At 59.9% G+C, this 13,024-nt stretch carries 8 protein-coding genes and 1 pseudogene; 4 read left to right on the top strand and 5 right to left on the bottom strand.

Going from position 1 to position 13,024, the window contains the following annotated elements; translation table 11 throughout:
* Positions 1-493: 493 nt before the first annotated feature.
* Entirely contained in the window at positions 494-1,927 is a 1,434-nt protein-coding gene (locus CFE428DRAFT_RS05625; RefSeq protein WP_006978496.1) for a lipase maturation factor family protein, read from the bottom strand.
* A gap of 253 nt (positions 1,928-2,180) precedes the next feature.
* The gene (locus tag CFE428DRAFT_RS38750; protein WP_202797388.1) at positions 2,181-2,375 is read right to left on the bottom strand and encodes a hypothetical protein; all 195 of its coding nucleotides are present in this window, start codon (positions 2,373-2,375) and stop codon (positions 2,181-2,183) included.
* On the opposite strand from CFE428DRAFT_RS38750, the pseudogene CFE428DRAFT_RS40950 reads away from it, so the two are divergent.
* Positions 2,311-2,457, top strand: a pseudogene (locus tag CFE428DRAFT_RS40950) (AarF/UbiB family protein); the annotation flags it as partial. The gene CFE428DRAFT_RS38750 and the pseudogene CFE428DRAFT_RS40950 sit on opposite strands and share 65 nt — an antisense overlap.
* 64 nt (positions 2,458-2,521) lie before the next feature.
* Positions 2,522-3,721 carry an ABC1 kinase family protein gene (locus CFE428DRAFT_RS05620; protein ID WP_006978494.1) on the top strand — a complete coding sequence of 400 codons (1,200 nt, stop codon included), beginning with the start codon at positions 2,522-2,524 and terminating at the stop codon, positions 3,719-3,721.
* A gap of 45 nt (positions 3,722-3,766) precedes the next feature.
* Here CFE428DRAFT_RS05620 and CFE428DRAFT_RS05615 read toward each other — a convergent pair whose 3' ends face one another.
* The 3 genes from CFE428DRAFT_RS05615 to CFE428DRAFT_RS05605 form a co-directional block, all read right to left on the bottom strand.
* Positions 3,767-4,204, bottom strand: a complete 438-nt coding sequence (locus CFE428DRAFT_RS05615) for a DNA-directed RNA polymerase subunit alpha C-terminal domain-containing protein (protein ID WP_006978493.1) — start codon at positions 4,202-4,204, stop codon at positions 3,767-3,769.
* A gap of 23 nt (positions 4,205-4,227) precedes the next feature.
* Positions 4,228-5,085 (bottom strand): glycoside hydrolase family 16 protein, encoded by an 858-nt coding sequence (locus tag CFE428DRAFT_RS05610; protein WP_006978492.1) that lies wholly within the window; start codon positions 5,083-5,085, stop codon positions 4,228-4,230.
* A gap of 531 nt (positions 5,086-5,616) precedes the next feature.
* A complete protein-coding gene (locus tag CFE428DRAFT_RS05605; RefSeq protein ID WP_006978491.1) occupies positions 5,617-6,537 on the bottom strand; it encodes a glycoside hydrolase family 16 protein in 921 nt (306 codons plus the stop codon).
* A 305-nt stretch (positions 6,538-6,842) separates the two neighbouring features.
* On the opposite strand from CFE428DRAFT_RS05605, the gene CFE428DRAFT_RS05595 reads away from it, so the two are divergent.
* On the top strand, positions 6,843-11,591 hold the full coding sequence (locus CFE428DRAFT_RS05595; protein WP_006978489.1) for a polysaccharide lyase family 8 super-sandwich domain-containing protein: 4,749 nt from the start codon (positions 6,843-6,845) through the stop codon (positions 11,589-11,591).
* A gap of 198 nt (positions 11,592-11,789) precedes the next feature.
* On the top strand, positions 11,790-12,980 hold the full coding sequence (locus CFE428DRAFT_RS05590) for a Glu/Leu/Phe/Val dehydrogenase family protein (protein ID WP_006978488.1): 1,191 nt from the start codon (positions 11,790-11,792) through the stop codon (positions 12,978-12,980).
* Positions 12,981-13,024: the final 44 nt, after the last annotated feature.

Genomic DNA, 13,024 nt, shown 5'->3' with positions numbered 1-13,024 from the left:
GGGGAACGAATTGTCGCGTTCATCCGATAGAAAAGCTTCGTGGCGGAGATGTTCCGCGGTTCTGCCGAAACCTCCGTTGTCAGCTCTCCGCTGGTTCGAGTGGGTGGCTTACGACGTGGTGAACTGCGACAAATGATGATGGTGGTGAAATTCGTGGCAGTGAGCGCGAAGCGCCCCAACCACTCTCTTTGTCATCCTGAGCGCAGAGAAGGAGCCTAAGCGACAGAACGGAGTCGAAGGACCTCCAATATCCCGGGCGAAGGCGGTGAGAGAAATCAGGCCGTGGATACAGTGCCGCACTTGAAGCTCCGCGCGAAAACCCACAGATATTGGAGGTCCTTCGACTCCGCCCATGCTTCCCCGCTCCGCTCAGGATGACAAAGAGGGTGGTTGGGGCGCTTCGCGCTCACTGCCGCGATTTCACCGCGCGCGTACGTCAGGTTGTAGGCCACTTACTCCCAATGGCAAAGAGCTCCCTTATTGGTGCCGCACACTATTCCCCCTCGAAATCGATTTCGGACATCGGCGGAAGATATTCCCACGCGTAGGAGCGTTTCCAGTAGCCGGCATTTCGCTCTTCATCCTGCGTGAACTGATATCGGTAACAATCCGCCCGGATCTGTTTTGGTGGTTCGCCGGGAAAGGGATTGTGTCTCAAGAGCGCTAAAATCCCGGCGTCGCCCTGGAGAAGTTTCTGCACGAGGCACATGAACCACGGATTCAATTGGGGGAGGGAACCCGGTAAAAACCACATCTGCCAGTCGAGCTTGTAATGGTAGGGCGAAACGAATGACGGTGGGCGCCGAGGGTTGCCCGGTTTCGCCTTGAACTCATACTCCCGCCATTCAGCCGAGTCGTCTGGATATCCAGCGAGGGTGCCTTTGATGACGATCTCCAACCGCTGGCGAGTGACCGCACCAAAGGCTCCATAGGTGTTAACCAAATGCAGCGGCTCAAAACTCGCGTTCATCACTTGGCGGGCTGAGAACAAATTGCGAGCGGGTTCAACGCTGCGCCAGATCACCAGCACGACCAGGCAGGCCACGGCGATCTCATGCGGCCTATTGATCATCTGCGATTCCAAAGACGGAACCGAAAGGAAGTGGCCGAGGCAGCGATCGTCGAAACACGGAATGCAAAGGACGATCGTGAGATAGTTGAGCCAGGAGAGGTTGCCACTGAAGATCAGTGTGAGCTGGAAAAAGATCGTCAGAGCGCCGGCAAAATTGCAAAGCGGATGAGGCGCGAAGTAAAACCAGGGAACCACCAACTCCACGAAGTGATTGAAAATGACGCCGGCCTTGTGGACCGCAGGGGGCAGCCGATGAAAAGAGCGGCTCAGCGGATTGGGTGAAGGCTGGGTCTCGTAGTGGTAAAAGAGACAAGTCAGATTACGCCAGCAAGGATCGGCGCGGAGCTTGATCATTCCCGCGCCGAACATGACCCGAAAGAGCAGCCAGGTGATAAGCCACATCAGCACGGTGGGAGGGGGCGAGTCTGAGGAACCGAGGAAAATGGCGAGGAAACCGGATTCCAGCAGCATCGTTTCCCACCCGAAGCCGTAAAAGACCTGCCCTGCGTTCACGAGAGATAGATAGATTAGCCAGAGCAGAAACCAGACGGCCGTCGAAACACCGAGGCCAAATGATTCCGAGAAGCCGGTTACGGCGGCGATCGAGAGAACGACTCCACACCAGATGATGGTCGTCACAAACCGATCGGAGTGATTCATCCAAAAAATACTCGGTGCATCCCAGAACCGAAGACGGGGCAGAAAGCGAGCGACCGGCAGCAGACCGCGCATCCCCAGGAGCGGGATGAATTGATTGGCCGCAATTAGGAATGCGATGAGATAGATCGCCCCCAGTCCGCGCTGGAAACAGAGGCGCGTCAGCCAATAGTTCGTGGTGAAGTGGAGATCCCACACAGGAAATTAACGATGTCGTGAGGGGCTATTTAAATCGGTTCGGGCGGGGCGCGCTCCATGGTCTTGTCGCGATTGGGTTGATAACCGGCCGGCAAATACGGGCGATTCCTCACGCACACGCGAATAACAAACGTATGGGCATTTCACTGAAGCCGAAACACCTGCAGCTTTACAAAGACGTTCTGCTGTTGCTGGTAAAATACGGGCATGGGGATTTGGTAAAAGGCGCCCCGATCATTGACGATTCGCTGGACTACGGTTCGCCGCCACCAGTGCCGGCGGAGGCGAAGGAATTGGCCGCGGACCTGGAAAAGCTCGGCCCGACTTTCGTCAAGTTCGGCCAGTTGATTTCCACCCGCGCGGATTTTGTTCCGCCTTCGTACATGAACGCGCTTTCGCGTTTGCAGGACAATGTGGAGCCGTTCTCTTTTGGCGAGGTGGAGGCCATCGTCGCGGTGGAAATCGGCGCCCGCCTTTCCAAGGCATTTTCGGAATTTGAAAGCACGCCCATCGCGGGAGCTTCGCTCGGCCAGGTCCACCGTGCGGCGTTGCGCGACGGCCGTCCCGTGGCCGTAAAGGTTCAACGCCCCCCACGTGCGCGAGCAAGTGGCCGAAGATTTGGAGGCCATGCAGGAAGTGGCGCAGATCCTCGACGATCATACCGAAGCGGGGCGTCGCTACGGATTCACTCGAATGGTGGAGGAGCTTCGCAAATCGCTCCTGCGGGAGCTCGATTATCGGCTCGAGGCGGGCAATCTCCGGCTGCTCGGTGAAAAATTGGCTGGCTTCACCAAGATCGTCGTTCCGCAACCGATCGACGACTATTCCACGAGCCGCGTCCTGACGATGGAGTACGTCACCGGCCGGAAGATCACCAAACTCAGTCCGCTGGCCAAACTCGACATCGATGGCGAAGCCCTCGCCGAGGAACTATTCCGCGCCTATCTCCAGCAAATCCTGGTCGATGGCTTCTTTCACGCCGACCCGCATCCCGGCAACGTCTTCCTGACCAACGACGGGCGTATTGCCTTGCTGGATCTCGGCATGACGGCGCGAATCGATGGCACATTGCAGGAACAGTTGCTGAAGTTGTTGCTCGCCATGTCGGAGGGGCAAAGCGACCGGGCGGCCGACCTGGCCATTCGGATCGGCGAGCCCAAAGAGGATTTTGACGAACTGCAGTTTCGGCGGCGGATGGCCGAAATGGTCGCGGAGCAGCAGGACGCCACGGTGAGCCAAAGGCAGGTGGGAAAGGAAGTCATGCAGATCAAGCTCATCGCCGCCGATGCTGGTATCCGGGTGCCGCCCCAGCTCACCATGTTGGGCAAAACTTTGCTCAACCTCGATCTGGTGGGTCGCACGCTCGCCCCCGATTTCGATCCGAACGAATCCATTCGCCGCAATGCCGCGGAAATCTTTCGTCAGCGAACGATGAAGACCTTCAACAGCGGTACTTTTTTCACCGCCATGCTCGAGACCCGGGAATTGATCGAAAAGCTGCCCATGCGCCTGAATCAGCTCCTGGAATTACTCGCGACGAACAAGCTGCGACTAAACGTGGAAGCCATTGACGAAGATCTGCTCATGGCTGGAATGCAGAAAGTTGCCAATCGGATTACGCTTGGCCTCATTCTGGCCGCACTCATTGTCGGCGCTGCGATGCTGATGCGAGTGCAGACGGATTTCCGCATCTTCGGATATCCCGGCCTGGCCATTCTCTTTTTCCTCGGCGCGACGGCCGGTGCGGCTCTTCTCATCTGGACCATTCTCCGGGGAGACACGAAGCCCAAGTGAACCGCCAGATCCAGTAAGCGTTGAAATCTGAACCGGAGCCCGGAGTTATCTGGTCCCGCGCGATTCGGAAAGACTGCGGCCGATGAGGCCGAGGACGTGCCGGAGCTGATCGAGCGAACGCTCACCCAGGTTGGGCGACAACAGGATATCTTCGGCGTGTAAAGCAGTCAGTTCTCCCAGCGTCCGGACCCCCATGCGCCGCAGGCCATTGGCGATCCGCGTGGGCAAAGGCAGGTCCCGGATCGGGGTGTGGTTCGGGAGCACGCGGGAGGGTCGATCGAGGGCCGCGAGCGCCCGCGTCGCTGCTATTTCGGTGATCTTCGCGATGTGCTCCGCCACTGCTTCGGCGACCAGCTTTTTCAGCGTGGTTTCAAACGCGGGATCGAAAGGGATCGTTGGCGAATGGGATGAGGCAAAAGTCGCGAGAGCGGCTTCTTCAGTGTGGGTTGCGGATTCTTCCTGTGGTGTCGCTAAACGGACCATAAGCGGGGATGGGAATGGAGAAATTATCTCTGGATCGAAGCGGTTGATTCTTCGGCCTTCTGCCAGACGCGCACCCAATCCACGTCCATGCTGTTCGGCAACTTGCTGCGATCGAGGCGGCCCGCTTCCCAATCGGCAGTGAACAGGCTCAGAATCAGGTATTCAGGCTGATGAGAAACACCCTCGGTGACGCGCATCGTTTCGTGGCCATCGACGCGAAAGATGTAACTCTCGGGCGACCACTCGACGGAAAAGATGTGGAAGTCATCGCTCGTCAGTTCGCCCGGCTCGAGGATGCCGTGCAAATCGACCATGTGACCGATCCGATTCTTTTTGCGATCCTCGGGTTTTCCCCAATAGACATTCGAGGCGGTGGAACTGTCTTTGCGATCCGCGCCAAACCATTCGACCACATCAACCTCGGCGCCGCTGCCTGCGGCATCGCTCGCGTCTTTTTCGGCCTTGCCGGGCTGCATCCAAAAACTTCCGTGCTGGCCCTGCTGGCGGGGAAACTGGATGCGCGCGGCCATGATGCCGTACGTGGCTTCAAACTTCTTCTGGGTGCCGATCATGCCGTTTTGCAAGACGCCGTCCTTGTCCTTCACCCACACGTGGAGCAAGCCGTGGCCATCGAGCGAGATACAGTCTTTGGAGAGCACGGCATTTTCCCGCTTCCCGAGAGAGCGATAGCTCCATTTGGTTTCGTCCAGCGTGCCGCCGTCGAATTCGTCGTGCCACACCATCCGCCATTGGCCGGCGTCGGCGGCGGAGACGCCCGGTGGGATGAGTTCCGATTCCGAGACGCTGGTCGCGATTTCGGGCGAAGCCTCCGCGCTTTCAGATTTTGGCGCGAAGGACAGAAGCCCCGTCAGCGACAACACCGTCCCAGCCAGCCATCGGCGGCAGGAAAGAGAGGACGATCTTTTTGAGACGGATAAGGAAGGTGAAAAAAGGCGGGGCACGCAGAGAATTTAGAACAATGGCGCGATTTTGTCGTGTAACATGAATTCGCTACAAAAAACGGGCGCACCGTGCTCGTGCGACAGTCAAAGCCATTGGATCGTGATGAACATAAGCGGTCGCCCGGATGGCGGGATTACCGATTTTCACCGGGCAATAGGGGGAGTGAGGCGGAGGAGATGGGAGCGAAGCAAATGTCTGTTCCCGGAATCTGACTTTGGTTCGCATGGTCCGGACGTTCTATTTTTCCTGCTGGAGAGGCCTTCGGGGCCATCGCTGTGTAGAGAGTCGTGCGCTCCTTTTGGCCGGCTGGCTTTCAGACGGATAGGGCGGAAGTCCCCATCGGTAAATCGCGCTTGCTTGGAGGCACACGTTCCGGGCCGAGCCCAGGTGAAATCTCTATTCTGTGACAGGGGGTTGTTCTCGGATTGGGTCTTCCATCGGTCTGTCTCCTATTCAGCCCCCGGATAAAGTTCGGGGGCCTGCGGCTGCGACGAAACAGACACCGGTGACCCCTGCGGTTCCGAGGATTTTTGCCAGACGCGCACCCAATCGACTTCCATTTTCGTCTGGCTCTTTTGGCGACTCCCAAAGCCACCCTCCGGGACAGCACCAGCCCAGCCGCGGTCCGCCACTTCGCAGGTGAACAGGAGAAACTCCGGCCGCTGCGAGACGGCCTTGTCCGTGGTCCACTGCTCGTGGCCGTCGAGGTAGAAGACATATTTCTCGGGCGTCCAGAGCACCGCATAGGTATGCCAGTTGTCCTGCAGAGACGGCGCCCCGGGTGCGGGGTGGCCGGGGTGGCCCGTGGATTGGTGGTGCTCCCCGTAGCCGTCCCAGTGCAACGCCATCCCTTGCAGATTGGTCGCGTCGTTGCCGGCACCGGTGCCGAGGCCATAGACCGCGCGATGCTCTACGATGTCGATCTCCGCGCCGGCCTTGGCCACGTCGCCGAGCGGGTTGCCGAGGGATGGCGAGGAGAGCCAGAAAGCTCCCCATTGGCCGGGTGAATTGTGAAACCGGATACGCGCCTCGAAGCAGCCGTAGGTCGTCTCAAACTTCCCCCGGGAATTCAGGAAACCGGTGCGGTGCTTCCCTTCCTCGGTCCAGGTCGTGATCGTCATGATACCGTCGCGCACGCTCACGGCATCCGGCGTGTTTTGGGTGTCTTTGCGTGGCGTGGCTTGCGCAGTCCATTTCGTCTCGTCGAGCGCAGTGCCGTCGAATTCATCGCGCCAGACGAGTCGCCAATGCGCCGCTTCGGCGGCGTTGATGCCTGGCGACTCAGGCTCAGGATTCCCGCTGACCGCCTCGCCGGAGCTATTCGCTTGCCCGACGAAGAGCGCAAATCCACTGGCGAGCAAGGCAACCACCGTCGACCGGCCGCGGCGGGATATGGATCTCTGCTGGGAGCGTGAAGGCGAAGACGAGGGAGGCATCGACTCCAATCATGGCGGAAATTCGGGATTTCTGCCTGTAGCCAAAACTCGCTATACGCGGAACGGCGCCTCGCACGGAGGTGACGAATGGGGCTGAAGTCAAGTGAGGGAGCATGGCGAGTTTACGCTATATACGGATTGGGCATTTTTACGTGGAATGACTGCAGATTCTCCCCACCCCCATTCGGCCCGACGGGCGGAATAGCCCGACACCAGTCGAGTGCAATGCCCCCAGAACTATGCAACAGCTCCCCCTCGTCCTCCAACTGCGTTCCCGCGCATCGTCTACTTTCGTAGCATTCGCGATATTCGGCCGCGGCCCTGCTGCCGATCGCCCGCTCTCCGCGATTTCCGCCCCAGAAGGAGGAGGGCATCCATGCGTCGCCAAGGTGAAACGATGCAGTGCGATTCTCCGCGTATTTGCGATCCTGTTTGTTTTGGTTTTGGGGGGCGGAGGATTGCTTCACGCCCAGCAGGATCTGGAAAACACGGTTCCGGCAAATTGGGCAGCCAGCACAGGCACGCTCTCCATTTCTTCCAACCATTACAAGATGGGTTCGCAGTCGCTGCGTTGGAACTGGACAGGCGGCGATGTCATTACCGTCAGTAACCCCGGTATCAACGCCGCGAACGTCCTGGCCTGGGGTCAGAACACCTGCAACTTCTGGGTCTGGAACGGCACGCCCATTCCGGGCGGTAAACTGCACGTCGCGTTCATGAACGGTAACGTCGCGCAGTATTGGTTCGATTTCTATGTCAACTACACCGGTTGGCGGCGTGCGCTGCGTAGCTACCGGTATGACATGGGGCACATCGCCAATGCCTCGACGACTTTCACCTCCGTGCAGATCTCTGCGCCGGCTTCGGGAAGCGGTACCGTGTACCTCGATGCGGTGACCTGGGTGGGGAGCGGTATTCAGCGAGTTCAAGATGCGCAGAACGTGGATACCACCGGCTACAATTCGAGTTCCCTCTGGTATTCCATGTACGGCAACGCGCCGGACATCGCGACCGACTCGCCCACCGCGGTCGAGCTTTCCGATCTCGCCACTTTGCGCAGTCGCTGGCTGGCCTCCGCCAAGGGTGGCTCCGCTCCGAGCGCCTCATCGGTGACCTCGGCCCAGAGTTCCTTCGCCGCAATGAATATTGTCCAGGACGCCAACGGCATCCGAGGCCAGGTCGTCAACGATCCCACGTCGATCGATGCCGCTGGCTGGCCGGTTACGCTGGCGAAAGACTACGTTTGGGGCACGTCCACCGGAACGACGAGCGGCAATGATGTGGTGCTGCTCGCCCAGCACTTCATGGATCAGGGGTTCGCGGCGAACAGTAACCTTGTTCCTGGTATCTGGTATAACTACGTCAATATTCCCACGGCGCTGATCCTGACGGCACCCGCGTATGACCCGGCCACCAAGGCGCGGCTTTGGGATTATTTTCGCTGGAATTTTTATACGACGGGGGAATTCTGGACCACGAATTGGGATCCAAACTCCGACGACGTCTACTGTGGGATCAATTCCATGTTGGGCGCGATCCTGTTCCTCACGCCCAACGACACCGAAGCCGTTCGCCAACTCAAGGGACTTCAGCGCTGGTTGGAGCGCTGGCTCGTTCCCACGCAAGGCTGCGCCGGTGTTATCAAGCCCGATGGCGTCAGCTTCCACCACAACTCCCATTACAATGGGTATATGTACGCCTACAAGCCGCTGATCAGCGCACTCTATGACCTGCGCGGCACCGGGTATCAAATCGATCAGCCCAGTTATGAGAGTCTGCGGACGGCCGTATTCGCCATGCTGCGCATGTCCGCCGACGATACGGGAACCAACACGGGCTACTACGCCAACGCGCTCTCCGGACGGAAGACATTCTCCACCGGAGTTTCGGTTTCCATGTGGGACATGCAACCGCTCGGTGTCCTCGGTGGAGTGTTCTACGGACAAAGCGCCGATCCGGTCGTGGCCCGCTATTACAACCGCCGCTTCGGGACGAGTGGTTCCAATAGTTACTCAACCTTCGTTCCCTATGGCGTGGAGAATACCCCGGACGGATTCTATCAATATAACTACAGCCCGTTGGGTATCTTCCGGCGCGCCAACTGGGTGGCATCCATGCGTGCACCGGAGCACTACTTCTGGTCCTCGGAAGTCTTTGGCCCCCCGAACGCCGGCGCCAACATCTACGGCCGGTATCAATCCTACGGCGCGCTGGAAATCCTCTACAATGGCGGCATGGCCAACAGCGGGGAGCAGATCAATGGCTGGGATTGGAATCAACCGCCCGGCACCACCACCATCGCGCTGCCGGACAGCAAGCTAGCCGCTCTGCTTACATATTACTCGGCGGACGAATACATCTACTCGCAGCTCAACTTCTCCGGCGCCCTTGCCTTCCACGACGGGCAGAGCGGCCTCTACGCCGCCAATTTCCAGGAGAGCAATGATGACGCGAATTCCAATACCACATTCATGTGGCGCAAGTCATGGTTTGCCTTTGGTTCCGAAATCGTCTGCCTCGGCTCGAACATCGCCGACAACGACACCTCCGACCCAACCGTCACCACGCTGTTCCAGGGCGCGTTGGCCTCGCAATCCACGGCCGTCACGCTCGATGGCAATGCGCTGACCGCCTTCCCCTACAGCAGCACGGCCAGCGGGGCGAATGCGCACTGGCTGTTGGACGCCTATGGCACCGGCTACATCACGCAACCGGGTGCGGATATCAACATCAGCCGCGCCACCCAAAATTCTCAGGATCAATCGGGCAATGGCACGCTGACCACCGGCAACTTCGCCAAGGTCTGGCTCAACCACGGGATGGCACCGAGCGGGGCCAGCTATGAATACTCCGTCTTCCCAAGCACAAATGCCACGGCCATGGCTTCCGCGGCCAGCCAGCATGGCAATCCGTCGACCAAGCCTTACCAGGTCATCGAGCAGGATAGTACTGCGCATGTGGTGAAATGGAATGCGACCGGCCAGGTCGGCTACGCCGTCTTCTCTACCACCGCATTGCCCGCCGACACCCAAAGCGCCGGCTTGCTCAGCGCCGTCCAGCGCCCCTGCCTCGTCATGACGCAGCCTGGCACCAATAACGACGCCTGGATGAGCGTGGTCGATCCCGACCTGAATTTTACCAACTCCCAATCGGGCTACAATTTGCCGCCGGACGCCAGTGTGGCGCGCACGCTCGACATTACCGTCAACGGACCTTGGATTCTCGACTCGTCAGATACGAACATGAGCATCGTCGCGGCGACGGCGACGAGCACGACCGTGCGCGTCACGACCCAGCATGGGTTTGCTGTGCATGTGCATCTGCTCAGTGACGCGCCGGTGGCAGTGGCCGATACCGCGACCACGCCGGGAGATACCGCAGTGACCATTCCGGTGCTGGCCAATGATAGCGACCCGGGCGGCAGTGCGCTCACCCTGCAATCCGTGACTCAAGGCGCGAATGGCACGGTAGCGATCTCCGGATCCAATGTGATTTACACGCCCGCGAGGTATTGGAATGGCACGGATAGCTTCACTTACACGATCGCCAACAATGTGGGGGCCACCGCGTCGGCGACCGTCACCGTCACTGTGACGCCGGTGAATCACCCGCCGTATTTCATGGTCAGCCCGATCAACCAACCCAACGCTATGCAAGGCAGCGCCTATTCGCAAACGCTGGCTGGCACGGCGGCCGATCACGATGTGGGGGATACGCAGACTTATTCCAAAGTGAGTGGGCCCGCCTGGCTGAGCGTGGCGGCCAATGGCACGCTTTCCGGCACGCCGGCTAGCACGGATGTGGGGATCAACTCGTGGACAGTCCGGGTGACGGATAGCCAGGGTGCTACGGCCACGGCGACCTTGAATGTCTTCGTCAACGGCGTGGTTCCGGCGGGCTCGAGTTCGACGGACATCGGCAGCGTTGGGCTGCCGGGCAGCGCCGGGCAGAGCGGGGGAACCTATACCGTGAACGGCTCCGGAGCTGACATCTGGAACTCAGCAGACGCATTCCAGTTCGTGTCCCAGACGCTGAGTGGGGATGGTGAAATTCGTGCCCGTGTCGTTTCGCAGACGAATACGAACGCCTGGGCAAAAGCGGGGGTGATGCTGCGCGAAACCACGGCCGCCGGTTCGACCGAGGCCATGATGGCGATCACTCCGGGAAATGGCTTCAGTTTCCAGTATCGCGCCACCACCGGCGGATCGAGTGCCTCCGTGCCGGGACCAGCCTTGAACGCCGCGCCGAACAATTGGGTGCGCCTGACGCGCAGCGGCACGTTGATCACGGGCTATGTCTCGGCGGACGGCGCGACGTGGACGCAAGTCGGCACGGCGGTCATTAGCATGGCCTCGAGCATCAATGCGGGGTTGGCCGTGACCAGTCACGATAATACGCAAATGGGCACCGCGACCTTCGACAATCTGACCGTGACACCCTTCCCGGCGCCGTGGCAGACCGTTGATATCGGCACGCCGGGGGTGCAAGGCAGCGCGGAGTATTTCAACTCCGTCTTCGCGGTCAAAGGCGCGGGCAACCTGAGCGGCACCGCGGACATCTGCCGATTTGTCTATCAGACGATGAGCGGGGACGGACAGATCACGGCGCGGATCACGGTGCCGCAAAACACCGGCACTAACACGCGAGTCGGAGTCATGGTCCGCGACACGCTCACGACTGGCGCGGAGTTTGCCTTCATGGGGGTCGATGGAAGCAATACTTTCACCTGGCGGCGCCGCAGTTCGACCGGCGGCGGTACCGCTTCCTATACCAAAGGCACTGGCACCCCGCCTAACATCTGGGTGCGCGTGGTTCGCACTGGCGGCAAGCTTTACGGCTATGAGTCCACGGACGGGGTAACCTGGACGATTGTCGACAGCGCCCCCATAGCCATGGGCACCAACGTCTATGTCGGCCTGGTGAATGCCAGCGGTGACCCGGCGACCTTGAACACGACGGTCTTCGACAACGTCACGGTGGTGCCATGAAGAAGCAGGACCTCACCGGCGCCGGCGCTGCCGGCCTCATGCCAGCCTCCGTTTTGGTGGCATCCTAAAATGGGGCGGCAAGGCCGGCGTCTATAGCGAGTTCTCGCCACATGACAATCCGGCGCACCGGGCGACAAGTTCGCTCAAAGCGCCTTCCTCATCCTCCTGCCCCGAGAAAATTCCGCGACGAACGCCCGTGTGAATGTCCTGACCCAGATTACCAACGCAGATTACGAACGGATCCAAATTTGCCGCGACGAGGCGACCGGATTGCATGCCATTGTCGCGGTGCACAGCACCAAGTTGGGACCGGCTCTGGGTGGGGTGAGCATGCTGCCCTGCAAGTCTGAACAGGAGGCACTCTCCGAGGTCCTTCGTCAGTCTCGCCGTGCGACTTTCAGGGCTGCCCTGGCGGGGCTGCCATTTGGCGGTGGCGCTGCTGTCCTCATCGGCGATTGCCGCACCCAAAAGACCCCGGCGATGCTGCACAGTTTCGCCCGCCTCGTCGACGACCTCGGCGGAAAGTTCCTGGTAACTGAGGGCCGGGGGATAGAGGCGGCTGACCTCGCAATCATCCGTGGAGTCACTCCCCACGTCGCCAGTCTTTATGGCTACTGCGATCCTTCATCCTTCACCGCCTACAGCGTCTTCCTCGGCATCGTGGCGGCGATGAAGCGCGTCACTGGAAGCGAAGATCTGTTCGGCCACAGGGTCCTCGTGCAGGGCGTCGGTCGTGTGGGTCTCCCTCTCGTCCGGCAGCTCTGCCAGGCGGGGGCCACGGTCTATACTTGCGACATCCGTGACTCTGCACTCCGGGCCGCCGTGTTCGCCGGAGCACGGGTCGTCCCTCTCAGCGCCCTCCAATCGCTGATGGTAGACGTCTACGCACCATGCGCTACGAGCGCGATTCTCAACCCGACCACGATTCCGCAACTGCGCTGCTCCATCGTGGCGGGCGCGGCGGATAATCCACTTCTCGATGAGGAGCGCGACGGCCAGGCGCTTCACGATCGTGGCATTCTCTATGTGCCCGATATCGTGGCCAATGCCGGCGGCCTCATCGCCATCTCTGCGGAAACGAAAGACGGTTACAATCCCGAGCTCGCAGTGCGAGTGGCGCGGAACATCCAGCAGACCGCGACCGATGTTCTCAGCGACAGCAGTATGTTGGGAATTCTGCCTCACCGCGCGGCCATTCGCCGGGCAGAAATGTACCTGGAAACGGCGGGCGCTGAGAGGGTGACATGGGACCGAGCCCAGCTTCGCTACCCTCTGAATATGCCGTTGCCGGCGAGCTCATCCTCGTTGGAGAGTACCGCCCTCCCTCCTGAATTGCTGATGGGAAAGGAACACCTGGAATTCCTGCGCTCACAGGCGCTGAACTCCTGATGCCAAACCGAATAGTGCGAATGAGTGCGGATGGGTCCAAATTA

This window comes from Chthoniobacter flavus Ellin428 (assembly GCF_000173075.1).
GTDB lineage: Bacteria > Verrucomicrobiota > Verrucomicrobiia > Chthoniobacterales > Chthoniobacteraceae > Chthoniobacter > Chthoniobacter flavus.
The sequence above is the reverse complement of the archived record's forward strand: the minus strand, read 5'-3'. Positions and strand labels throughout refer to the sequence as shown.

Bases quoted from the DNA above. Each gene is read 5' to 3' on its own strand.
- CFE428DRAFT_RS38750 (WP_202797388.1), bottom strand. From the start codon at position 2,375: ATGGCCTCCACCTCGCCAAAAGAGAACGGCTCCACATTGTCCTGCAAA.
- CFE428DRAFT_RS05615 (WP_006978493.1), bottom strand. From the start codon at position 4,204: ATGGTCCGTTTAGCGACACCACAGGAAGAATCCGCAACCCACACTGAA.
- CFE428DRAFT_RS05595 (WP_006978489.1), top strand. From the start codon at position 6,843: ATGCAACAGCTCCCCCTCGTCCTCCAACTGCGTTCCCGCGCATCGTCT.